Raw genomic sequence first — 23,653 nt, 5'->3', positions numbered from 1 at the left:
TCTCGGCAAGAGTAAGAATATCGGAGATCTCAGGCACCGACAGTCGCGGTGGCAAGGCCCAGTTCGCGATCGGTGGCAGGCGTGCCCCACTTGTCGCGCGGAGGCATGGGACGCTTGTCCCAAGCCGGATCGAGAGTGAAGCTGGAGACCTGCCGCCCTTGAGGAAGACGACCGTTGCCGCCGCCCTGGCTGTAATCGTAATACAGGGTCATCAGCTCGCGATGACTGTGCCTGTTCGCAACGGCCGGGTGTTCGGTACAGGCTTCGCGCCAACGCAATACGCGCGTGAGGTGCCGGGGCACTTCGTAATCTTCATAGTATTCAAGGAACCAAAGGCGCTTGAACATCGGCGCAAAGGCCACTTCGGCCCAACCGAAAGTAGCGAACAGATAATCGCCGTCAGGGCTGTAGTGCCTCAGGAAATCATCCAGCCTTGCATACTGCGCATCCACTTCCGCCTTGTGGTCGTCGCGCTTCGAGCGGTCCCGGTTGAGGATCATGCGATAACCGGCACCGGTAAACTGCCCGTCCGTGGCACAAAGCATGGCCTCGACCGCATGTTCAAAGGGATCGCGCCGCGCGACCGGCCGTTCGGGAAACCGCTCCTCGAAGTAGCGCAGGATCACCATGCTCTCCTTCAGGGTTTCGCCGTTCTCCAGCTCGAGCGCGGGAAGCGAGGTCGTCCCACGCGTTTTCGACAGGAGCCAGTCCGGCCGAGGCTTCGAGATGTCGATTTCATGGTCGGCCATGATCCCCGACAGCCCCTTGAGATCGAGCAGGATTTCCACGCGTTCGGAAAAAGGGCAGCCCGGGATGTGATACATCCGCAGGGCACCCGGCGGCGGCTCTTCGTGCCATGCCATCGTCACTCTCCTCTCAGTCCGCCATCTCGGCACTTCGCGCAGTTCCGCGGTTGACCGGAGCCACCTCGATCCCTGCACCGTCACGCACGAACGGTTCGGGATCACCTTCCCGCAGTTGCAGGCCGAAAAGACTGTGCATCCCGGGGTGCCGGCCCAGCCCGCCATGGAGATCGAAACCGCGATCGAGCCAGCCGCGCAAGGGATCGTCCTCGGTCAGAGGTGGTGTCGTTGCGACCGAGGCCGTCCACAGAAAGACGGAAAGCGCCGTGTAATCGGCGAAGTTCGGCGCATCCCCGCCAAGCCAGGGCGTATCGCGCAGCAACTTGCGGAAGGGTTCCAGCGTCGGAGGCACCAGCGGCAGGCGATCTTCCCTGCCCGCCTGCACTTCCTCCAGAGTCTTCCCGCCCAGAAACATCGTCTCGCGCGAGTGGCGGACATAGGCCTGATCCTGGGGCAATGACAGGTCGTGATAATCCTGGATATAGCAACGGAACCAGGGGCCGATCGCAGTCTGCCACAGCCAGGCGTCGAGAAACTTGGTGAGCTGTTGCATCGAAGGGCCTTCGAACAACATCGGCCGTTCCGGATAGCGCTCATCGAGGTATTCGGCGATTTTCCAGCTGTCCAGCACCCATTCGCCGTCATCGACGATGACCGGAACGCGCTCGCTGCGCCCACCCGTCCGTTCGGCGATTCCGGTAAAGCCGCCGGGCACGATATCGATGTCGAACCCCTTGTGCGCCAGCGCATATTTCGTACGCCAGACGAAGGGGCTGATCGTGCAGCCCGAAGCGAGTTGCAGATCGTAAAGGGTAATACGGTTGTCTCTGGCCATCCCGGGAAGCTCCTTGGTCGCAGGTTCGTGGCGGTGGGAACCGTCAGGCGGTGACTTTCCGGCCACGGTCGGCGAATTCGCTTTTCGAGTGAGCGAACATCGTCTTGCAGGCCGGGCGGTCGTTGATCTTCTCGATCCACGCTACGAGGTGCGGTGTCGCTTCGCGGTTGACGATATCGGAAAATCCGTTCTGCATGCCGTTGGCGATGGCGAAATTGCAAACGTCGGCCAATGTGAACTCATCGCCGGCGAGCCAGGGGCTCTCGGCAAGCCGCATTTCGAGCCGGTTCACCGATACGCCGATCTTGCGCATCTCTTCGGCCAGCACGTCCTTCGGGAAACCGGCGCGCGCGGTGCGCCACTTCGTACGTTGCTCCGGCACGGGAATGCGCGCGACCTTCGCCTCGAATTCCTCGTCCGAAAGCGCCCGCGCCATCGGCCCGATCATCCGTTCCCAGCCGATCGTGGAAACGCACCAGCAGAAGTATTCGTCCACCCACTTCGTCCAGACCCGCATTTCAGCGATATTCACCGGATCGACGGGTCGCAGGCGCGGAGCTTCGGGAAAGGCATCCTCGAGATACTCGCAGATCACCGTCGATTCGGTGATGATGTGCCCGTCATGGTCGAGCGCCGGGACCTGCCCGCGCGGATTGATCTTCTTGAACCAGTCTTCGTGATGCTCGAACCGCGTGGGATCGACGAAGCGCGGTGTGAATTCCAAGCCCTTCTCGTAAAGGGCAAGCAGTGGCTTGAGCGAATTGGCCCCCGGACCGAAGCTGTAGAGCGTCAACATGAACTGGCAGTCCCTCTCCGTCTGTCATTCTCGATATGACACGCAGAGTGCTGCACGGTTCGCGGGTGAGGAAGTCCACCGCCAATACTATTAGAATCGCCAACTGGTTAAGCGCTTCGGGAAGCTGTCAGTCCCACTAATACTGTTTTCGCTCTTCTGGTTGCGAAGGCGCCGCTCTGCTTGTCTTGCCCTTCAAGGCGCGGCGAATCGCGCGAAATGCGGAGTGAGACGCTTGCTCGAATTGCTGACATCGGAAACGCCGAACGGCTGGAAGACCACGATCATGCTCGAGGAACTGGGCGTGGCCTACAGGCTGCGCCCGATTTCGCTCACGGATCGAGAGCAGAAGGAAGAGTGGTATCTCAGGCTCAATCCCAACGGCCGCATTCCGACGCTGATCGATCACGATGTCGAAACTGTGCGAGGTCCCTTCGCGGTCTTCGAATCCGGTGCGATCCTCATCTATCTTGCCGAAAAGTTCGACCGCTTCCTGCCCGCAGATGTCACAGGACGCAGCGAAGTGATCCAGTGGGTCATGTGGCAGATGTCGGGCCTGGGTCCGATGATGGGACAGGCGACCGTCTTCAATCGCTACTTCGACGAAAAGCTGCCGTCCGTGATCGACCGTTACACCCGCGAGAGCCGGCGTCTGTTCGAGGTGATGGACCGCAACCTCGCCGATCGGGAATTCCTTGCAGGCGACTATTCGATCGCCGACATCGCCTGCTTCCCCTGGGTCCGTGGCCGCGACTGGGCCTGTATCGACATGGATGGCCTGACGCATCTCCAGCGATGGTTCGACACGGTCGCTGCCCGCCCGGCCGTGCAACGCGGTCTCCTCCTTCCCGAACCTCCCACGGCATCGGAAATGGCCGAACAGACGACCCGACAGGGCAAGAACATCCTGGCCTGAACGATGCAGCCATTCCTGATCCGCGAGCATCGCATCGAATGGGGCCAGTGCGACCCGGCCGGGATCGTCTTCGCCCCGCGCTTCATCGACATGTTCGCCGAGAGCACGATCCTCCTTTTCGAAACGGCCGGCCTGCCCCGCAAGCGCGACATGCTTGCCCAGATGGGAGTGGTTGGCTTTCCCCTCGTCGACCTTTCGGCGCGGTTCGTCTCCCCAGCCAGCTATGGCGATGTGGTGAGGATCGAGGCAGATGCCCCGATTTTCGGGAAAAGCAGCTTCACGATTGCGCATCGCATCCTGCTGGGAGATCGGCTCTGCGTGGAAGGCACCGAAAAACGCGTCTGGACGGTCGCATCGCCCGATGCCCCCTCCGGCCTGCGCTCAGCCCCAGTGCCGGATGACGTAAGGTCGCGCTTCTGCTGAACTTGCCTTTCGTGCCCGAAATGCAAGACGAAGGCTCTTCCTATCGGATGACCCCGATCTCGCTTACGCTACTCGGGTATGGTGCTGCGCGCCTCGTTGCCCTGCTCACTGCCTGTCCCGGGATTATCGATCGCACTGCGCAGGAACATCGAGTTCCGGCTTGAGCTTGCGCAGACGTTCGAGCAGAACGGCATCGCGTTCCTCGTTCGGCGCAAACAGGATCAGGCGCTGGCTGGAGGCTTCCTCGATCGCATAGGACGTGTGCCGGAACCAGATTTCTCCGATTTCGGGGAAGAAACTGGAATTGATCCCCTCAAAGTGAGCCCGGATCTCGCTACGCTCCCAACTCTCCCTGAACAGCGCGGATCGCTCGGCCATCTCGGCAATGATCTCGTCGAAGACTTCGGGCTGCGCGGTCTGGCTGTAATCCCACTTGAATCGCGCCGTCAGGCGCTGTCCCATTTCCCGAAAGAAGTCGGGATCGGCCTGATAGCGCTCGTTGAGCATCAGGATCTTGAACAGGTTGCGTTCGTTGCGCGGCAAAACACTGTAGTCACGGAAGGCGGCGGAAACGAAGGAGTTCCATCCCACGACCGTCCAGTCCTCGACGATCACGAGCGCCGGAATGGCGAGATGGTCAAGCAGATGCTGCGTGCCGGGCCGAATCGTCTCGTCAAAGCGCGAAACGAGCGGCGGCGGGCGATGCTGTGCCAATGCAAAGAGGTACTCGCGTTCGGTATCGGTCAGATGCAGCGTGCGGCCCAGCCGTTCGATCATCGGCGCAGATAGCTGCACTTCACGGCCCTGCTCGAACCACGTGTACCAGGTCACGCTCATGCCGGCGAGCGCTGCCACTTCCTCGCGCCGCAGTCCCTTGGCACGGCGCCGCTCGCCCGGCGGCAGCCCGACATCGCCGGGCTTCAGCCGACCGCGCGCGGACTTCAGGAATCGCGACAGCTCTTCGCGATGCGACATCTTTGTGCTTCCTCCTCCAGTGTCATCCTGAACCAGTTACCTTACCTGATAGGATAGGCGCTGGTCTGTTCCGACCTTTCCGAATTTGCGAATCCCTCGAATCAGCAAATCAGAAGAACTGAGGAGAGCGAGATTGGCGCGAAAAGTCTATATTACATGCGCAGTTACAGGAAGTTCCCCGATGCCGGAGCATCCGAACTTTCCGTTTCGGCCCGATCATGTCGCCAATGAAGCCCTGGCAGCTGCCGAAGCAGGCGCATCGATCATCCACGTCCATGTCCGCGACCGCGAAACCGGCGAACCATCGCAGGCGCTCGACGATTATCGCGAAGTCGTGGGCCTGATTCGCGAAAAGAACCGCGAGGTCATTCTCAACGTCACGACCGGACCGGGCTGCAACTGGATGCAGAGCGAAGAAGATCCGGCCGTATGCGGCGAAGGCACGCTGATGTTCACGGCAGAGCGCAGGCTGGAACATATTCTCGATCTCAAGCCGGACATGTGCACGCTCGACATCTGCACCATGCAACTCTGGGGCGGTGTCGCGATCAATCTCGATCCGATGATTACCCGCATGGGCCATATGATCCAGGATGCCGGGGTCATGCCCGAGATCGAATGCTTCGAGGCAGGCGACTTCGTATTCGCCGATGACCTCATGGCGAAAGGGGCGATCCCCGGCAACGCGCCGTTCTCCTTCGTCCTCGGCACCAAGTACGGATTGCCGGCGACACCGGAAGCGATGCTCTACGCATCCAACCAGATTCCGAAAGGCGCACATTTCACCGGCTTCGGCATCAGCCGTCACTCCTACCCCATGGCCGCGCAGTCGGTGCTCCTGGGCGGTCATGTCCGCGTCGGCTTCGAAGACACGATCTACCTGCGCAAGGGACTTATGGCGCCCGACAACGCCGCTCACGTGCGCTGGGCGGTCGAACTGATCGAACGCCTGGGCGCTGATGTCTCAAGCGCCGCAGAAACGCGCGACATGCTTGGGCTGGAGAACCACGCCTTCGCCTGAAAAAACACCATGCTCAAGGGAGAGTGAAGATGACACAAGTCGCAGGCCGCACAGCCTTCATAACAGGCGGCGGATCGGGCGTGGCGTTGGGCCAGGCCAAGGTCTTTGCGAAGGCAGGTTGCAGGATCGCCATTGCCGACATCAGGCAGGACCATCTCGACGAGGCGATGGCCCACTTCGCCAATACCGACGCCACGGTGATGCCGGTCCTTCTCGACATCACCGACCGCGAGGCCTACCGGCGCGCCGCCGATGACGTGGAAGCAGAGCTGGGACCGGTCGAACTGCTCTTCAACACCGCTGGCGTCTCTCATTTCGGCGCTATTCAGGACGCCACGTACGATGACTGGGACTGGCAGATCGACGTCAATCTTCGCGGTGTCATCAACGGCGTGCGCACGTTCGTCCCGCGCATGGTGGAGCGGGGCAACGGCGGACACATCGTCAACACCGCATCGATGTCGGCTTTCGTCGCGCTGAAGGGAACCGGCATCTACTGCACCACCAAGATGGCCGTTCGCGGCCTGACCGAGACTCTGGCTCTCGATCTGGACGGCACCGGGATCGGCGTATCCCTGCTCTGTCCCGGGGCCGTGAACACCAATATCCACGAAGCCTTGCTAACGCGGCCGAAGCATCTTGCCGATACCGGCTACTATCGGGCCGACCCAACCATGTTCGAACACCTCAAGAAGGTGATCGAAATCGGAATGGAGCCCGAAACGCTGGCCCGGCACGTGCTCAAGGGCGTGCAGGAGGACCAGCTGTACATCCTCCCCTATGCCGAATTCCGCGGCACACTGGAGGACATCCACGCCCGGGTCATGGGCGCACTTGCACGGCCCGAAGACGATCCGGACTATGAGCGCCGCGTTGCCCGGGGCGTGCCCGGTGGCGAAAGGAAGCAGGAGGAAGCCGCATGAACAGCCCCTTCATGGCTTTCGAAACGCGGGTTCGGGCCCGCGTCGTCGCTCTCGATCACTTCAACGTGATCGTCTCCGACCTCGACCGTAGCGAAGCATTCTACCGCGATGTTCTTTCGCTGGAGAGCTGCGCTCCGCCGGCCCCGCTTACCCGGGAGATGGCGCGCTGGATCTACAACAGCGACGAGCGCCCCATCCTTCACCTGAATGCACAAGACGCGCCGCGCGCCATGGACCGGGACATGACTCCGGGACCGACCGGGGCCCTCCACCACATTGCCCTTCGCTGCGAAGGTTTCGATGAGATCCGGGACCGCCTGGAAGACCGCGGACTCCGCTACGAAAGCAATGTTATCCTAAGCATCGGCCTGCGCCAGATCTTCGTCCATGATCCGGACGGCGTCCTGCTGGAACTCAACTTCTTCGACGAGTAAGGCGGGCAAGCGAAGGCGCGTTCGCCTAGACAGACAGGGTCCCGAGCACGCCGCCATCGACCGCGAGGCTCTGTCCCGTCACGTGCGATGCGGCATCGGCAGCACTTGGGCGATAGCGCGAAACGCACACAGGAGATTGGCCTGCATGGCCTGCATGAAATCACTGTCCGGGTAACTCTCCACCGGGGAGACGGCCCCCCGGTTCCGGCGTTGAGGAAAAGGCCATCGACGAGACCGTTAACCGCGACGGCCCGGTCGATCGCGGCAATCAATGCCGCGCGGTCAGACAAGACCCAGCACTTTGGCCGCATTGTCCTTCATGATCCCGGCCATGACGCTTTCCTTGAACCCGATATCGCGAGCCGCCTCGATCCACATGTCAGGCCGGATCAGGGGGAAATCCGAACCGAACATCATTTTGCCCGAAAGCTGGCCATTGGCGTAGCGCACGATCTGGGGCGGAAAGTACCGGGGGCTCCAGCCCGACAGGTCGATGAAGACGTTCTCCTTGTGCAAGGCCATCGACAGGCTCTCATCCACCCAAGGCCAACTGGGGTGAGCCAGGATGATCTTCATGTCGGGAAAGTCCGCCGCGACATCGTCCACCAGCATGGGGCGGCCATATTTCAGGCGTAGCCCTGCGCCGCCGCGCATCCCCGTGCCCATGCCGGAATGCCCGGTGTGGAATATGGCCGGCAATCCGAATTCGGCGATGACCTCGTATATCGGATAGCCGACGCGATCGGCCGGGTGACAGTCCTGCACGATGTGATGGAACTTGAACCCCCGCACGCCGTGGTTCTCGACAAGATCGCGCGCTTCGCGAGCTCCGAGCTTGCCCTTGCGCGGATCGATCGAAGCGAACGGCAGGCAGATGTCCGCATGTTGCGCGGCAAAATCCGCAACTTCGTAGTTGGAGACCCGGCGCGCTCCCAGACCACTCTCCGCATCGACCGTAAACAGGCAGAAAGCGATATTCTGGCGCCTGTAGATCTCTGCGATCTCGGGCATCTTGGGACGTTCGCGAGGCGCCTTGAAATAAGCCGAGGCAGCATCGAAGAACTGGGCCATGACCGGATCCTCGGGATCATGGCAGGAAACTTCGGCGTGGACATGAACGTCGATCGCGCGGATGGCCTTTACGTCGATGGTCATCGGCTAGCCGTCTTGGCGGAGCCCGCGTCGAGATCGCGATCCTCGTTCGCACGATGGACGACGTATTGGCGGACCGCCTCGATTTCATCGGGGTTCAGAACATTCGCGAAACTGACCATGCCGTTGGCTTCGAGGGCACCGTCATGGACCACGGTCTGGAAGGCCGTTTTGTCTGCAACGATCGCAGAGCGACGCAGATCGGGCAGTAGCCCGCCGCCAATGGCCGCATCGCCGTGACAGGTTCCGCAGAAGCGACCATAGCGATAGGCGCCACTCTTCACCTGCTGCATCGTGCCGGTGAAGGGCGGCGGATCGATGGGCAGCTGATTGATCGGCGGGGTTGCAGGAAGCTTGGCCTTCCCGCCCAGCTTGAAGACGAGCAGCCGGCTGACGTTGTGCACCGGCCCACCGTCCTGCGACAGCAGTCCAGGTGCCAGGGCCCAGATACCGCCCCACCCCGCGACCACGGCCAGATACTGCGTATCGCCGATCTTGTAGGTGACCGGCGGTGCGACCACGCCGGTCTGGACAGGGTAAGACCACAGCTTCGCCCCCGTATCGGTGGCGTAGGCCGCCATTTCACTTTTCATGTTGCCCTGGAACACGAGTCCACCGCCGGTCGCCAGTAGGCCACCGTTATTGGCGCTGGGGAACGTGACCCGCCAGCGCTCCTTCTGCGCCACCGGGTCCCAGGCGATCAGGACGCCCTGCGTCGCCTGTTCGGCTCCGGCGCGGACCTTGCGATCGGCCGGCATGGCCCCGGCGGACATGTCGACGCCGGTATTGAAACCCTTCTTCGCCGGCTTCCAGTCCTTGTCCGCAAAGTAGGGGAAGGCTGCGATCTGGGCCGGAATGAATACCAGTTTCTCCTTCGGGTCCCACGCCATCGGATGCCACGAGTGCGCCCCGCCTGCGCCCGGCGATCCGATCCATGGGCGACCGGTCTTGTAGTAGCGCGCCTCGGGGTTCTCGATTGGCCGCCCGCTCTTCGGATCGAGGCCGCTGGCCCAATTGACCGGCACGAAGTTCTTGCCCGAGATGAACTCACCCGTCTCACGGTCGATCACGTAGAAAAACCCGTTCTTGGGCGCCTGCATAAGCACCTTGCGAACTTTGCCGTCGATCTTGAGATCGGCAAGCATGATGTGCTGCGTCGCCGTGAAGTCCCAGGTTTCGCCCGGCGTTTCCTGGAAATGCCAGACGTATTCGCCGGTTTCAGGGCGGATCGCGACGATCGATGAAAGGTATAGGTTGTCGCCCTTGCCTTCCGATCGGATGCCGTGATTCCAAGGGCTTCCATTGCCGACACCGATGTAGAGCAGATCGAGTTCGGGATCGTAGGCCATCGCATCCCAGACGGTACCGCCGCCACCTTGTGCCCACCACTTGCCGTTCCAGGTCTTCTCGGCATCCTTGAGATATGTCTCGGCATTCTTCCCGGGCCGGTCGGGCACCGTGTAGAAGCGCCAGGCCTGTTTCCCGGTCTGTGCGTCATAGGCCGTGACGTACCCGCGCACGCCCATCTCTGCCCCGCCATTGCCGATGATCACTTTCCCGCCGATGACGCGCGGGGCACCGGTAATCGTATAGGGCTGGCTCTGGTCAACGGTAACCTGGCTCCATAGCGTCTTTCCGCTTTTGCGATCGAGAGCGATGAGACGCCCGTCGAATGTTCCCAGGAACAACTTGTCGCCCCAGGCCGCCAGCCCGCGATTGACGACGTCGCAACAGCCATTGACACCCGCCTTGCCGGGAACCTCCGGATCGAAGGCCCACAGTTCCTTGCCCGTCACCGCATCATACGCTTTGACCTTCGACCAGGCAGTGGAGATGTAGATGACGCCATCGATGACCAAAGGCGTCGCTTCCTGACCTCTGGAGGTGTCCAGATCCGCAAACCAGGCAAGTCCGAGATCCCTGACGTTCTGCCTGTTGATGTCGGCAAGCGGCGAATGGCGCTGTTCGTCGTAGGTACGCCCATAAGAAGGCCACGCGTCATTCGCTCCCTCGGCGATAAGCCGCCCGTTGACGCCGTCTTGGGCGAGATCCTGCGAACTGTTGGCAAGACCCATCCCGCAGCCTGACAGGGCTAGGCATGTGCCCGACACGACAACCGCCAGCAACGAGAAACCCTTCGCAACCATTCCACTCTTCCCGCATTCCGGCCGTCAGCTGCGCCGGTTGATGATTTTTTGGACGTATTCGGGGCGACGCACGGTCATCCCCAGCGGTTGATCTCCGGACCGGGAGCCCAGAAGGTCGCAACATCCGCTCCGCAATCGGCAAGGACAGAAGCCACAGCGGGACGAGAGCGAACGCGCTGCAGCCAGGCCGTCGTCAGCGGCTTGTCCCGGAAGGACTCGGGAAGAACCCGTTCCATTCCTGCAAGCCAGGCGAAGGTGGCGAGATCGGCGATCGTCAGCTCGCCCATCAGCCACTTGCGCCCGTCGCCAAGCTGCTTCTCGCAGCGCTCGACCGCCTGCAGGACCTTGGTCCGGCTGTCGACGATCTGCGCAAGATCCACCGCGCCGTCGCGCAGGATCTCCCAGCGCGAACGCAGGTCTGCACTGACGATCCGACCCGCCAGTTCCTCGAACCGTTCATCCGACATGGCCCCGAGAGTTTCCTGCGAGAATTCGATATTGCCCAGCAGGGCCGCAGCCGGAGACAGGCGCTCGGTGATCTGGCGGCACCACATCATCATTTCCCAGTGCGCATAGGGATCGCTTGGCTGGAGCGAGGCTTTGTCCGAAAGCTCGTCGAAATACTGGGCCAGGAAGACGGCATCGGTCATCGCCTCGCCATCGACCACCAAGACGGGGCCTTCCCCTTCGATACCCATGTCCAGGGCCACCGCTTCGCCGATGCCGGGCAGGACGTGTCGCTCGCCGGCAAGCAAGTCGATCGGGCGCCGTTCGACGTCCACGCCGGTTTCGGCAAGGGCCGCCAGCACGATCAGTGACGGGCCGTTCGGCGCGCCGTGATAGAGGATCATCGCCATCAGATCTGCTCCCCGTCGAGAACGGCGACACGCTTCACCATGTCGGTCCGGCCCAAGGCCCAGCATTTCTTCACGGCCGGTCGGGCATAGACCGCCCGCAGCCAGCGCAGGAGATTGGGCGTCTTTTCATCATTGCAAAGCGATGGTTGCGAGAGCGGGATGGCGTAGGCCAGATTGAAGCCATTGATATCGGCAAGGCCATAGGTGTCGCTGGCAAGCCACTCACGCTTGCCCAGCTCTTGCTCCAGCATGTTGATACCCAGGGCCACGCGCCTTTGGCTTTCGGCGATCTCCGCTTCGGAAAAAGTGCCGTGGATCGCCTTGCGCCAGGATACGCGCCGCTCGGGCAAGGGAATGCGCTCAATCGCCGCTTCGAGTTCGGCCGGGTCGCGCTGGCGAACTATCGGACCGACAAAGACGCTCCAGCCGATCATCGAGAAACTCGGAGCCAGCCACTGATCCATGAACTTCATCCACCAGCGGACCCGCCAGCGATCCCGGGCATCCTTCGGCATGAGTTCCGGCCCGGAGAACGCCTCGTTCACGTATTCCATGATCGCCGTGCTCTCGACCAGGACCCGGGATCCATGCGTCATGGCCGGTATCGTACCCTGCGGATTGATGGCCAGGTATTCAGGACGATGCTGATCGAACTGCAACATATCGATGTAGTGGCTTTCGAATTCGACACCCTTTTCCATCAGGGTCAACATCGGCTTGCCTGAATTGGCATTCGGCTCCCAGTGGTACAGTGTCACTTGCGCCATGGCGCTTATCTCCCGTTCGTATTCATGCCCGCCCCTGAATCGGGCCAGATCGCCTTTACCTGCTTGGCATTATGCGGTTGCAGCAGGCAGGAAAAGCCAACTGCAACCGGCATGATCAAAAGGTCTTCCTGGCGGTAACGGCCCATTCGCGCGGCCGCCCAACCGTGCTGTACCCGGTCCCCGCCGTGGCATAGACAGCCACGAACCGCAGGGGGAGCAGGTAATACTTGTCGAAAAGGTTCTGGACCTCGAACGAGATGGAAAGATCCTCGTCCTTGTTCTTCCAGGTCAGTCGTGCATTCGCGAGAACGAAATCGGGCCGGTACTCCAGCGGAGAAGCGAGCGTCAGACGCCCCACGCTGCGCTTGCCGGTATAGGCAAGGTCGAAGCGCGGCGTGATCGATCCGGCATCGCCCAGATCGGCACGGTATTGAATGCCTGCGCTCCACTTCCAGTTGGGCGTGGTAATCGGGTCACCGATCTTGATGGCTCCACCCACAACCTCATCGATCCGTTTCCACTTGCCGTCGATCCAGCTCAGCGACGCATCGATGTCGAGTCCATCGACGAGGTTTGCGAAGACCTCCGCCTCGACGCCGTACATCTTGCCGTCACCGGCATTCTGGATGGCTGCGCAGGTATTCGTACCGGTTCCCACCGGCAATTCATCGAGTACCGAACAATCCGAGATCGGCAACTGGATATTCTTGAAGTCGTTATAGAATCCGGAGAGATTGAGGCGCACACGATGGCCGAAGAAGTCGGTCTTCACGCCCATTTCATAGGCAGTTAGCGTTTCCGGATCGAAAGCACCGTTGATGGCCTGGAGTGCCGTGAAGGGGCGAGCCACAACGCCGCCGCCCTTGAAGCCGGTGCTCACCGTCGCATAGCCCATGATTTCGGGGCTGAAACGATAGTCGGCGGAAATGCGCCAGTCGACCCGGTCACCGTCGTAAAGGCCAACCAGCCCATCGAGCCGACCGACCCCGAAGCTGTCATTCAGCACGCCTCCGTCCAGGCCCTTGCGAACGAAAGTGTAGTCCTTGTGCTCCTTGGTATAGCGCAAGCCCCCGGTCAGAGTGAGTTCTGCGGTCGGACGCACGATGACCGTACCGAATACCGCCTTGCTATCGGCGTTTACCGGATCGTTGCCCTGGAACTGCAGGTTACAGAAGCCCATGCCTCCGCAGAAGGCATAGTCGATGTAGCGGATATCCTGCCGCGTGAAGTAGAGGGTCTTCTGGTCGCTGTAGAATCCGCCCAAGGTCCATTCCGCGTCAGGCCCGATATCGCCGGACAGGCGCAATTCCTGGCTGAAGAAGCGAAACTTCAGGTCATTGAAGCCAGCGCCAACGATGTTGGGATTGGGTGTAAAATCGTCATCGGTGCCAAAGACCTGCCGATAACGCCGATACGCGGTGATCGACTGCAAGCGCAGATGGGAGCTGAACTCGTAGCTCAGGTTGCTCGAAACGCCCCAGCCCTTGAACTTCGTCTTGCTGGGCATGTAGTACGCCTGATCGACAGCGCCGCCCGCCGGAGCGAAGAAATCTGCGTAAGTGCAGAAGCGTCCGCAGATGAAATTGATACCGTCGGTCTTGCTCGTATCGTTAACCGTCAGAACGCTCGCGCTGTAGGAGCGATTTTCATAGGTATAATCGCCCGTGATCGTCCAATCGAGCTTGTCATCCGGATTGAAGCGGAGCGAACCGCGAAGGCCGGTGTAGTTCTTCTCGCCGAACTTATCGACGACGCAATCCGAAGGCGTAGAGGGTCGAGCACCGATGCCCAGGGCGTTGCCGGGATTGGCGCAGCCAAAGTCTACCTGATCGACGTAGCCTTCCTGCCGCTTGTGAACGGCAGCGATACGGGCATAGAGGTTGTCGGTCAGCACGAAGTTGGCACTGCCTCGCAAGTCCGTGCGGTCACGCGAACCATAAGCAACCTCTACCGAACCGCTGTTCTCGTTGCCGGGCTTCACCGAGAACAGCTTGATCGCGCCGCCGATCGAGTTTCGCCCGGTCAGCGTACCTTGGGGGCCCCGCAGGACTTCGACCCGATCGAGATCGAGCAAGTCCATGATCGAACCGGTCAGCGTCGCATAGTAAACGTCATCGACATACATGCCCACACCGGGTTCGTAGGCCGGATTGAAGTCGTACTGGCCGATCCCGCGGACATAGACTGCCATCGACGAGCCGAAGGCACCGCCCATCTGCGTAAGCTGAACGTTCGGTGCCTGAGCGGCGATCTGGGAGATGTCCGTCTGGTTTCTTGAGGCCAGCAGGTTCGCATCGACTGCCGTGATCGACAGCGGTGTATCCTGCAGGTTCTGCGCGCGGAACTGTGCGGTGACGATGATTTCATTGAATGAAGGCGATTGCTCCGCCCGGTCTGCCTGCTTCGCTTCATTGGGCAGGTCCTGCGCTAGGACAGGCGCAGCAGCAAACAGCAAACTGCCCGAAACGGTTACAAGCAGCACGCGACGCAAGTGTGCCCTGGTGAAGATCTGCATCTTGGTCCTCTCCTGAACCGGCACCCGGACGGTGTTCCGAACTCGGCGCCATATGATCGCCTAGATAGCGACATTATGTTTGTATGACATACTATTTTTGGATGGCAAGAGTATAGTCTCGGATGCCATCGATCGAACGCATCGGAACGCAGACAGCCATCTGCATGTGGACCGCAGAAACAAGGGATCCGAGCCCTGTTCCCGCGCGACGACAAGCATCGCTATTGACTGTTAAAACTGGGAAATTCGAAGTTATCTGAAATTGGCCACGCGGCCGGCAAGGCTTCCAGAATGTTCCATAGCGCCAATGATTCTTCACGCGATGGCATTACGACTGCCCCAAGAACCCTGCCGATTCACGATGTCAGGGGATCGATAACCTCTCTCCATTTTGAAAGATTACAAATCATATCAAAAGTTATGGTTGCGCAGGCACTGCCATTTGAAAGTCAGACATCCGATCCACGCCAGAACGAAGCGCCCTCGCTTCTGGCCTAACTTGCCAGGTCGGATCTGATGATCCCGACGGGACGGGGCATACAACGCTTATCGGAACGCGCGCTCCTGCGCGGCACGCTCGACAATTCCCGTCCAGCCCGATTTGCACATGTCGACGTTTCCGGCCGAACAGCCGAAGCCTTCTCCCGACGCTCCGCCCCCAGCGGACTACCAAGTCCCCCATGCGCAGCGCTCACTACAACATCTGGAGCGCAGTCATCCCTCCCCCGAGGACGTTACTCTGGCGCTTTGCAAGGCAAGAACCGTCTCACCAGACGACCTGCTTCCTTCAGAAGCCATCTACGATCGTGACGGTAAAGACCTCTGGTCATTCGAAGGACCGGTGCCGGCCCATTCATCGCGGCATCGCTGGTGCTGGTTCAGCGACATGACGCCGGGCGCAGCACTTGTGTTCAAGACTTACGACAGCGCACCGGACGTCGCTCGATGCGTACCGCACGTCGCCTTCGACAATCCTGACGCGAACCATCACGCAGTGCCGCGCGCCTCGATCGAACAGCGGGCGATCGCATACTGGTTCTGACGCAAGACGCCCCGCCGAAAGCCAAATGGACAGATCCGTCCAAGCTTTGGCGGAGCGCCGAACGACTATTCCAATTCAGGCGTCGGCACGCTGGGTGCGCCAGCCTTCGTGGTAGGTTTCACGGGCCACGCGCGAATAGGGAACCGGCGAAACGATGGCCCGCACCGCGAGCTGTTTGTGCGGCTCGACGGTGGTCTTGCGCGTGCCGCCGTCCTCTTCACCCCAGACGACCTGCACTTCGCTGCCGATGGGGATTTCAGGATCGATCGTCGCGAGCGAAAGCGCCTGCTTCTCGTTGTAGGAGTAGCCGGTGAACATCGACAGACCGACCGTCTTGCCTTCGGCGTCGGTCACGCGATCGTAGTTCGACGAAGCATAGTTCGCGAGAGGCACGTCGAAGAACTTGTACTGCTCACCATCCGGATCGAACAGCGACGCCATGATCTTCGCCATGTCCTCCGGATGCCACGCCAGGGTCACCTTCCTGCGCTGCTCAGCCGGATCGATTGCTTCAAGCGCTTCGCGCCCATGGAAGTCGTGGTCGAACTTCACGAAGGGGCCATAACCCAGTTCCCAGGGATTGAGGTAATAGTCCTCGATCGCCTGCGAGACGAAGCTGCCACCGATCGACCCTGTCGCTTCGTAGCTGTCAGCCCCGAGCCACTCACGATAGCCCTTGAGCTTCTCACCCGTGTAGATCGCCGGCAATGGTGAGGGGATCCAACCCGATTCCAGCGTATTGGAAGGATAGGCACGGCTGCCGCAGGCGATCAGGCCGAATTCCTTGCCTGCCTCGAGAATGGCCGCGCGGACTTCCTCCTGCTCCTCATAGGGCCCCCAGATTTCGAGACCCGGCGCGCCGGACATGCCGTGGCGCAAGGTCCTGATTTCCCGGCCGGCGATTCGCATCGTGCTCATACTGAAGAAACGCAGTTGCTCGAGCGGGCCGCCATTGAGTTTCTCGATGACGTCCCAAGCCTTGGGACCCTGGATCTGGAAGCGCCAGACCGAGCGCGAAACCGGCTTGCCCATGGGTCGCATCGGCGAACGATCGTCAAGTTCGAGCTCGACATCGTAGCCCTGCTGGGCCTGATAACGCAGCCAGTTCGACGCCGGAGCGCGGCCGACGTAGCAGAACTCTTCGGGGGCGAGCCAGAAGATGATCCCATCGCCGATGACATGGCCGTACGGCGTGGTCGGCACATACTGCTTGGCCTTATTGACCGCCCACCCCTTGGGCGAATTGATCATCGTATCGGTCAGAAGCTTGAAGGCATCTTTTCCGCGGATGTACAAATTCACCATGTGGTGGGACTGATCGAACAGAACCGCGCTGTTCTGCCAGGCCCACTGTTCCGAACGCCAGTTCGAGAATTCCGGCGCCACGACAGGATAGACGTAAGCCCCCAACTGCGAATTGCGCAGCATCTCGACGGGACTACCCGCGCCCTGCAAAACCTGCTCAAGATTCATGGCCATCTAAATTCTCCCACGTCACGCGCACAACCTCGTGGCGCTTTCCCCCAGCCTAATACCGGCATGGCCCTTGGGACAAGGAGAATGTTTGCCAGAATTATCGTCACGAATGACATAATAGTCTTTCGCGCAGTCAACAGCTCGGCGCAGGGAATTCTGGGATAATTTCCAGAGTTATGAGACGACAATGTCCCGATTGACAGAATTCCGCTCCTACACAGAAATAACTTTCGTTACCATTATGAATGAAATGCAGGCTCAGCGCAGGATGCAATAAAAGGGCTCGGACAAGGCGAACGAAGGCCGCGCCAGGGAATCTCACCCCGGTGCCGACGGATCCGGAAAAGGGAGCAGGAAGATAAGCGCGCCCTTACCGGACCTCGCGACAATCAAGGGCGCGAAAAACCGGTTCATCGCCGCTCTGGGCGCTTCGCAGGTCTTCTTCGACGAAGAGGATATCGCAAGCTATCGCGACAAGTACGCGGTCGACGACGCACTTCACCTCCCTGCCGGCACGATCGCGCCGGACAACGTCGAGCAGATCCAGGCCGCCTTGCGCATCGCTCGCGACAACGAGCATCCCGCTTTGGCCCCTCAGCCAAGGCAAGAAATTCCGCCAATCCGGTACCGCCACGTCCGGCCAAGAAAAAAGGGGCCGCGTTGCCGCAGCCCCTTCTTCCGGATTTCGAATTGTCGAAAACCTATCAGTCTTCCTTGAGGAAGGCCGGCATGTGGTTCGGATCGCCACCGCCGTTGTCACCGCGCTCGCGGCGCGGGCCACGCTCGCGGCCACGGCCACCGCCGCCGCCTTCGCGACGCGGACCACGACGATCGCCACCACGGCCGCCGCCTTCACGGTCACCGCGCGGTTCGCGGGGCGGACGGGTATCCTCCAGCTCTTCACCGGTTTCCTGGTCGACGACGCGCATCGACAGGCGGACCTTGCCGCGATTGTCGATCTCGAGGACCTTGACCTTCACTTCCTGACCTTCCGACACGACGTCGGTCGGCTTCTCGACGCGCTCGTTCTTCATTTCGGAAACGTGGACGAGGCCGTCCTTGCCACCCATGAAGTTCACGAAAGCGCCGAAGTCGACGATATTGACGACCTTGCCGGTGTAGATCTTGCCGACTTCGGCTTCCTCGACGATGCCGAGGATCCACTTCTTCGCGGCCTCGATCTGGTCGAGATCCGAGGACGAGATCTTGATCACACCTTCGTCGTCGATGTCGACCTTGGCGCCGGTCTCGGCGACGATCTCGCGGATGACCTTGCCGCCGGTGCCGATGACGTCGCGGATCTTCGACTTGTCGATCTGGATCGTCTCGATGCGCGGTGCGTGAGCCGACAGCTCGGTACGGGCCGAGCCGAGAGCCTTGGTCATTTCACCCAGGATGTGCGCGCGGCCGGCCTTCGCCTGCTCCAGCGCCTTGCCCATGATTTCCTTGGTGATGCCGGCGATCTTGATGTCCATCTGCATCGTGGTGATGCCGTTCTCGGTGCCGGCCACCTTGAAGTCCATGTCGCCGAGGTGATCCTCGTCGCCCAGGATGTCCGAAAGGACGGCGAACTCGTCGCCTTCGAGGATGAGGCCCATCGCGATGCCCGAAACCGGACGCTCGATCGGAACGCCCGCGTCCATCATCGAGAGACAGCCGCCGCAGACGGTCGCCATCGAGGACGAGCCGTTCGACTCGGTCACGTCCGAGAGAACGCGGATGGTGTAGGGGAAGTCTTCCTTCGAGGGCAGCACCGGGTGCAGCGCACGCCACGCCAGCTTGCCGTGGCCGACTTCGCGACGGCCCGGGGCGCCGAAGCGACCCACTTCACCGACCGAGTAGGGCGGGAAGTTGTAGTGCAGCATGAACGCCGAGTACGACAGACCTTCGAGGCCGTCGATCATCTGCTCGGAATCCTTGGTACCCAGGGTGGTGGTGCAGATGGTCTGCGTTTCACCGCGGGTAAACAGGGCCGAACCGTGAGTGCGCGGCAGGAAGCCGACCATCGATTCGATCGGACGGACCTGGTCGAGCTTGCGGCCGTCGATGCGCTGGCCGTCCTTGAGGATGGCGCCGCGAACGATCTCGGCTTCGACCTTCTTCATGGTCTTGATCGCGACCATCTGGGTCTGCGGCTCGGCGTCGGCGAAAGCTTCCTTGGCCTTGGCGCGGGCTTCGTTGAGCGCGTTCGAGCGGGCCGACTTGTCGGTCAGCTTGTAGGCAGCGGCAACGTCCTTGCCGACGACCTTCTTGAGCTTCGCCTTGATGTCGGCCGTGTTGTCCGACAGGTCGATTTCCCAAGGTTCCTTGGCGGCCTGCTCGGCGAGGTCGATGATGAGGTTCACGACCTTCTTGCACTCGTCATGCGCGAACATGACGGCGCCGAGCATTTCTTCCTCGGTGAGTTCCTTGGCTTCCGATTCCACCATCATCACGGCATCGCCGGTCGCAGCGACAACGAGGTCGAGGCGGCCGTCGGCCAGCGCAGCTTCCTGCTTCGGGTTAAGCGTGTACGCACCGTCGACGAAGCCGACGCGGCAGGCGCCGATCGGGCCCATGAAAGGCACGCCCGAGATGGTGAGCGCGGCCGAAGCAGCGATCATCGCAACGATGTCGGGCTCGGTCTCGCCGTCATAGCTGAGGACCTGCGCGATGCAGTTGATCTCGTTGTAGAAGCCTTCCGGGAACAGCGGGCGAACCGGGCGGTCGATCAGACGGCTGGTCAGCGTTTCCTTTTCGGTCGCGCCGCGCTCACGCTTGAAGAAGCCGCCCGGGATGCGTCCGGCGGCGGAGAACTTTTCCTGGTAGTGCACGGTCAGCGGGAAGAAGTCCTGGCCTTCCTTCACCGACTTGGCAGCCGTGACGGCGCAAAGCACAACAGTTTCGCCGTAAGTGGCAAGGACCGCGCCGTCAGCCTGACGGGCAATGCGGCCGGTTTCCAGAGTGAGGGTCTTTCCGCCCCACTCCATCGATACGGTTTTGACGTCGAACATAGAGTTTTCCTCAACCCACCGGCCCTATTGCCTGGCGGGGTTTACTGCCGGGGATTCCGTCCCGGTCCGGTGCGGGGCCTTTCTCGGCCCCAAGGCCCCTCGCCGAATTGCGAGGATACCCAGATAGGGTGGCCCAGATGCAAGAAGCGGCCCACTCAGGGGCCGCCTCCGCGTCAGTCTTACTTACGCAGACCGAGCTTCTGGATCAGAGCGTTGTACCGCGCGACATCCTTCTTCTTGAGGTAGTCGAGCAGCGAGCGGCGCTTGTTGACCATGGCCAGCAGACCGCGACGCGAATGGTTGTCCTTGTGGTGCGACTTGAAGTGTTCGGTCAGGTTGACGATGCGCTCGGTGAGGATCGCGACCTGTACTTCCGGGCTGCCCGTGTCGCCAGCGGCGCGGGCGTTGTCCGAAATAATTTCCTGCTTCTTCTCGGCGGTAACCGTCATTCATTCTACTCCGCGACATCCGAAAGGTTGAACCCCCTGACGACGCGGGCTTCGCCGCCCGAAAGCTCCATCAACGCGACCGGAACAAGTCCTTCTCGCGCCCAATGCAGCCCGTCTTCATGGGGCAGCCCGGTCAGAACGCGGCCCTGTCGGACCGCCCTTGCCTGCTCCGGACCGAGGTCGATGGCCGGGATGTCGTCCAGCCCCACCTCCAGTGGCAAGAGTATCTGTTCAAGAGGCGCGCCCTTACCGATTTCGTTCAATTTGTCCAGCGAAATCGCGTGAGACAGGTCGAACGGCCCCGCCTTTACGCGGCGCAGCATGGTCACCGTGCCGCAGCTATCCAGGGCCCTGGCGATATCGCGCGCCAGCGACCGGATGTAGGTGCCCTTGGAGACATGGGCAAGAAATGTCGCTTCTTGAGCCGCTTCGCCGCCGGGATCGCACAGGGAGAGCGCATGGATCGTCACCGCCCGGGACTTGAGCGCAACTTCCTGTCCGGCCCGGGCCAGGTCATAGGCGCGCTCACCGTCGACCTTCAGTGCCGAGTAGGCCGGAGGAACCTGCTCGATCGGGCCGGTAAAGCGCGGCAGCACCGCGCTCACCTGTTCGCGCGTGGGCACGACGTCACTACGGGAAACGACTTCGCCCTCGAGATCGAGCGTGTCGGTCTCCTCGCCGAAGCGGACGGTAAAGGCATATGTCTTGCTGGCATCGAGCATGCGCCCGGTCAGTTTGGTCGCCTCGCCCACGGCGATCGGCAGGATACCGGTCGCCAGCGGATCGAGGGTGCCGCCGTGGCCGACCTTGACCTTCTTGCCGTAGCCCGCCTCGCGCAAGTTGCGCTTGACCGCGGCCACGCCCTGGGTCGAGCCCAGCCTATGCGGCTTGTCGAGAATGATCCAGCCGTGCGGCATTACGAGACGATATCGGAAAACTTCATCGCGCCTTCCAAGGCCGCCGACGCCGGTTTGTCAATCTCGCCGCCCCTGCGGATTACTTCGCGGGCTTCGCCTTGACCGCGTCGATCCGGTGGAGGCCCTTGGATCCCTTGCTGGGCGGACCGTCGACCCGCTCGAACGAAGCGATCTGGTAGCGCTGCCCCTTGACGATGACCGCGCCGAACTTGTCGAGCGTGCCGTTGGGACGGGTATCGATCCCGATATCCTCGACATAAGGCAGATCGTAGGACGGCGACATCAGCTCCGCGCGATACCACTGGCGATGATTGTCGCGGAAATAGATCGTGTGACTGTCGCCTGCGCGCCAATCGTCGACACCGCCATGATCGGCGAAAGGAATGGAAGCTTCGCTGTGCCGGGCCGAAGCAACGGGCGCCGGACCCGCCATTGCCGGCGTAGCGACAAGCAGGCCGAGCGGGATGAGCAATGCGGACATCTTCATGGTTACTTCCTTTCGAATTCTCGAACGGTTTCACCCCCTGCCCTCCCATTTCGGCTCCGGCGCGGGTCACTTCAAGGGCAACGACACTTTGTTACAGGCTCGCGCCGAAGCGGATCAGCCTCCCGCCACGGCTTCGGCCAGGGCATAGTAGTGATCGCTGGCCCAGATTACCGGCGGCAGGACCAGCCGACGCACGATGCCCCAGTCGGGGAACAGGTAAGGGATCACCAGCAGGACGAGAAACAGCAGCGGCAATCCATAAGGGCGCATCCTGGCATAGATCCGCGCGGCATGGCGTGGCAGCGCGCCCTCAACGATGTGCGAGCCGTCGAACGGCGGGATCGGCAGCAGATTGAACAGCGCCAGGAAGACGTTGATCAGGATGAAGTTGTTGAAGTTCATCGCCGCGAACTTCTCGACCGGGCCCAGCTCCGCTCCGGCAAACCGGACCAGCAGACCCAGCATGACCGCGCCAACCGCTGCCAGCACGAGATTGGTTCCGGGCCCTGCCGCAGCGACGGCCATCATCCCCTTGCGCGGATCTCGCAAGCGATGGTGGTTGACCGGCACCGGCTTGGCCCAACCGAATATCGGCATGCCGGTCAGTGCCAGGAACCCCGGCAGCACAACCGTGCCGATCGGGTCGACATGGCGGAACGGATTGAGGCTGAGGCGCCGCTGCTCATAGGCCGTCGGGTCGCCCAGCGCCCTCGCGGTCCAGCCATGGGCCACTTCGTGGAACACGATGGCGAAAATGAGGGGAATGATGAGCGCTGCGGCCTGCAGCAGTGTGTCGTTCATGCCTCCCATCTAGGCACAGAGCGCCGGCGCCGCAATCTCGCCCGGAAGATAAGTCCCGCCAGGCGCGCTGTCGACGCGCGAGTTTTCGGGTGGCAGCCCCACTTCCTGCTGGCGCAGATGACAGCGGAATCTCGGATGTCCAAGTTGCGTCAGTTCCTCAGGCCCGTGCGGCGGCCATTTCCATTCGATTGCGAAAGCAAGCCCCAAAAATCGGAACGTGCGAGCACGAAGTCTTCGGACAATGGCCTCAGGACAGCGCCAGTGCCTTGCTGAAATGCCGGCGGCAGAGCGCAACGTAGCGGTCGTTGCCACCGATTTCGGTCTGCTCTCCCTCGCTGACGGCAGCGCCTTCGGCATCGACGCGCAGGTTCATGGTTGCCTTGCGGCCGCAATGGCAGACCGCCTTGAGCTCGACGAGCGCGTCGGCGATGCCGAGCAGTATGGCCGAACCGGCAAACAGCTGCCCCCTGAAATCGGTCCGCAGGCCGTAGCACAGCACCGGGATGTTCTCGCCATCTGCCAGACGGGCGAGCTGCCAGACCTGCTCCGCACTGAGGAACTGCGCCTCGTCCACCAGTACGCAGGACAGCGAGGCCGCACGATGCAATGCGAGGACGCTTTCCTCCAGATCGGTATCGGCCGCGAAACGATGGGCATCGGCATGCAGGCCGATCCGGCTCTCGATCGCACCTGCCCCACCACGGCTGTCGATGGCCGCGGTCCACAGCATCGTGCGCATGCCGCGTTCGATATAGTTGAAGTTCGCCTGCAGCAGCGTTGCCGACTTACCGGCATTCATGCTGGCATAGTAGAAGTAGAGCTTGGCCATCGCGACGGTGGATAACACGGCCAATTCAGCCCGGCACG

The 23,653-nt window shown here is 61.4% G+C and carries 23 protein-coding genes; 6 read left to right on the top strand and 17 right to left on the bottom strand.

All coding sequences use genetic code 11. The features are described from left to right. Positions 1 to 29: 29 nt before the first annotated feature. From B5483_RS10850 to B5483_RS10840, 3 genes are read right to left on the bottom strand one after another with little or no spacing between them, the layout of a single operon-like run. Positions 30 to 863: a glutathione S-transferase family protein gene (locus B5483_RS10850; protein ID WP_245828959.1), complete on the bottom strand. Its 834-nt coding sequence runs from the start codon at positions 861 to 863 to the stop codon at positions 30 to 32. A gap of 13 nt (positions 864 to 876) precedes the next feature. Further along, on the bottom strand, positions 877 to 1,698 hold the full coding sequence (locus B5483_RS10845; RefSeq protein ID WP_079730390.1) for a beta-etherase: 822 nt from the start codon (positions 1,696 to 1,698) through the stop codon (positions 877 to 879). Positions 1,699 to 1,741: 43 nt separating this feature from the next. After that, complete coding sequence (locus B5483_RS10840) at positions 1,742 to 2,494, bottom strand: glutathione S-transferase family protein (RefSeq protein ID WP_054947728.1); 753 nt, start codon at positions 2,492 to 2,494, stop codon at positions 1,742 to 1,744. Between the two features lie 223 nt (positions 2,495 to 2,717). Between B5483_RS10840 and B5483_RS10835 the strand changes: the two genes are divergently transcribed. Together B5483_RS10835 and B5483_RS10830 are read left to right on the top strand one after the other, a co-directional pair. Further along, entirely contained in the window at positions 2,718 to 3,407 is a 690-nt protein-coding gene (locus B5483_RS10835; protein ID WP_245828956.1) for a glutathione S-transferase N-terminal domain-containing protein, read from the top strand. Between the two features lie 3 nt (positions 3,408 to 3,410). After that, entirely contained in the window at positions 3,411 to 3,830 is a 420-nt protein-coding gene (locus tag B5483_RS10830; RefSeq protein ID WP_079730294.1) for an acyl-CoA thioesterase, read from the top strand. 123 nt (positions 3,831 to 3,953) lie between these two features. Here the strand turns inward: B5483_RS10830 and B5483_RS10825 are convergent, their stop codons facing one another. Beyond that, the gene (locus tag B5483_RS10825; protein WP_079730293.1) at positions 3,954 to 4,805 is read right to left on the bottom strand and encodes a helix-turn-helix transcriptional regulator; all 852 of its coding nucleotides are present in this window, start codon (positions 4,803 to 4,805) and stop codon (positions 3,954 to 3,956) included. A gap of 85 nt (positions 4,806 to 4,890) precedes the next feature. Here B5483_RS10825 and B5483_RS10820 point away from each other — a divergent pair, with 85 nt between their 5' ends. From B5483_RS10820 to B5483_RS10810, 3 genes are read left to right on the top strand one after another with little or no spacing between them, the layout of a single operon-like run. Continuing rightward, positions 4,891 to 5,826, top strand: coding sequence for a beta-keto acid cleavage family enzyme (locus B5483_RS10820; protein ID WP_342743665.1), 936 nt, complete (start codon positions 4,891 to 4,893; stop codon positions 5,824 to 5,826). A 29-nt stretch (positions 5,827 to 5,855) separates the two neighbouring features. Then, complete coding sequence (locus tag B5483_RS10815; RefSeq protein WP_079730291.1) at positions 5,856 to 6,749, top strand: SDR family oxidoreductase; 894 nt, start codon at positions 5,856 to 5,858, stop codon at positions 6,747 to 6,749. Continuing rightward, a complete protein-coding gene (locus tag B5483_RS10810) occupies positions 6,746 to 7,183 on the top strand; it encodes a VOC family protein (RefSeq protein ID WP_231634769.1) in 438 nt (145 codons plus the stop codon). Before B5483_RS10815 ends, B5483_RS10810 begins: the two co-directional genes overlap by 4 nt. A 282-nt stretch (positions 7,184 to 7,465) precedes the next feature. On the opposite strand, the gene B5483_RS10805 is transcribed toward B5483_RS10810, so the two are convergent. The 5 genes from B5483_RS10805 to B5483_RS10785 all read right to left on the bottom strand — a co-directional run bounded on the left by B5483_RS10805 (position 7,466) and on the right by B5483_RS10785 (position 14,621). Further along, positions 7,466 to 8,338 carry an amidohydrolase family protein gene (locus B5483_RS10805; protein ID WP_139383957.1) on the bottom strand — a complete coding sequence of 291 codons (873 nt, stop codon included), beginning with the start codon at positions 8,336 to 8,338 and terminating at the stop codon, positions 7,466 to 7,468. Beyond that, positions 8,335 to 10,482, bottom strand: a complete 2,148-nt coding sequence (locus B5483_RS10800) for a PQQ-dependent dehydrogenase, methanol/ethanol family (RefSeq protein WP_079730290.1) — start codon at positions 10,480 to 10,482, stop codon at positions 8,335 to 8,337. Before B5483_RS10800 ends, B5483_RS10805 begins: the two co-directional genes overlap by 4 nt. 74 nt (positions 10,483 to 10,556) lie before the next feature. Further along, positions 10,557 to 11,339: a glutathione S-transferase family protein gene (locus B5483_RS10795; protein WP_079730289.1), complete on the bottom strand. Its 783-nt coding sequence runs from the start codon at positions 11,337 to 11,339 to the stop codon at positions 10,557 to 10,559. Next, a complete protein-coding gene (locus tag B5483_RS10790; protein ID WP_079730288.1) occupies positions 11,339 to 12,106 on the bottom strand; it encodes a glutathione S-transferase family protein in 768 nt (255 codons plus the stop codon). The genes B5483_RS10795 and B5483_RS10790 overlap by 1 nt, the downstream gene beginning before the upstream one ends. Before the next feature lie 115 nt (positions 12,107 to 12,221). Further along, a complete protein-coding gene (locus B5483_RS10785) occupies positions 12,222 to 14,621 on the bottom strand; it encodes a TonB-dependent receptor (protein WP_079730388.1) in 2,400 nt (799 codons plus the stop codon). 607 nt (positions 14,622 to 15,228) lie between these two features. Between B5483_RS10785 and B5483_RS22830 the strand changes: the two genes are divergently transcribed. After that, positions 15,229 to 15,663 (top strand): CmcJ/NvfI family oxidoreductase, encoded by a 435-nt coding sequence (locus B5483_RS22830; protein ID WP_139383956.1) that lies wholly within the window; start codon positions 15,229 to 15,231, stop codon positions 15,661 to 15,663. 75 nt (positions 15,664 to 15,738) lie between these two features. On the opposite strand, the gene ligM is transcribed toward B5483_RS22830, so the two are convergent. The 8 genes from ligM to B5483_RS10740 all read right to left on the bottom strand — a co-directional run bounded on the left by ligM (position 15,739) and on the right by B5483_RS10740 (position 23,615). After that, positions 15,739 to 17,136 (bottom strand): vanillate/3-O-methylgallate O-demethylase, encoded by a 1,398-nt coding sequence (ligM, locus tag B5483_RS10780; RefSeq protein WP_217698202.1) that lies wholly within the window; start codon positions 17,134 to 17,136, stop codon positions 15,739 to 15,741. Positions 17,137 to 17,509: 373 nt separating this feature from the next. Further along, a complete protein-coding gene (locus tag B5483_RS10775; RefSeq protein WP_079730286.1) occupies positions 17,510 to 17,719 on the bottom strand; it encodes a hypothetical protein in 210 nt (69 codons plus the stop codon). A gap of 124 nt (positions 17,720 to 17,843) precedes the next feature. After that, positions 17,844 to 20,132 (bottom strand): polyribonucleotide nucleotidyltransferase, encoded by a 2,289-nt coding sequence (pnp, locus tag B5483_RS10770; protein ID WP_054947717.1) that lies wholly within the window; start codon positions 20,130 to 20,132, stop codon positions 17,844 to 17,846. 179 nt (positions 20,133 to 20,311) lie between these two features. Continuing rightward, on the bottom strand, positions 20,312 to 20,581 hold the full coding sequence (rpsO, locus tag B5483_RS10765; RefSeq protein WP_054947716.1) for a 30S ribosomal protein S15: 270 nt from the start codon (positions 20,579 to 20,581) through the stop codon (positions 20,312 to 20,314). Positions 20,582 to 20,586: 5 nt separating this feature from the next. After that, complete coding sequence (gene truB, locus B5483_RS10760) at positions 20,587 to 21,498, bottom strand: tRNA pseudouridine(55) synthase TruB (protein ID WP_079730285.1); 912 nt, start codon at positions 21,496 to 21,498, stop codon at positions 20,587 to 20,589. Between the two features lie 79 nt (positions 21,499 to 21,577). After that, positions 21,578 to 21,985: a DUF6491 family protein gene (locus B5483_RS10755; protein WP_176167999.1), complete on the bottom strand. Its 408-nt coding sequence runs from the start codon at positions 21,983 to 21,985 to the stop codon at positions 21,578 to 21,580. A 114-nt stretch (positions 21,986 to 22,099) separates the two neighbouring features. After that, a complete protein-coding gene (locus B5483_RS10750) occupies positions 22,100 to 22,786 on the bottom strand; it encodes a site-2 protease family protein (RefSeq protein ID WP_054947747.1) in 687 nt (228 codons plus the stop codon). A gap of 247 nt (positions 22,787 to 23,033) precedes the next feature. Beyond that, positions 23,034 to 23,615: a thymidine kinase gene (locus B5483_RS10740; protein ID WP_079730284.1), complete on the bottom strand. Its 582-nt coding sequence runs from the start codon at positions 23,613 to 23,615 to the stop codon at positions 23,034 to 23,036. Between the last annotated feature and the right edge of the window lie 38 nt (positions 23,616 to 23,653).

It is taken from the genome of Novosphingobium mathurense (assembly GCF_900168325.1).
In the GTDB taxonomy this organism is placed as follows: domain Bacteria; phylum Pseudomonadota; class Alphaproteobacteria; order Sphingomonadales; family Sphingomonadaceae; genus Novosphingobium; species Novosphingobium mathurense.
The sequence above is the reverse complement of the archived record's forward strand: the minus strand, read 5'-3'. Positions and strand labels throughout refer to the sequence as shown.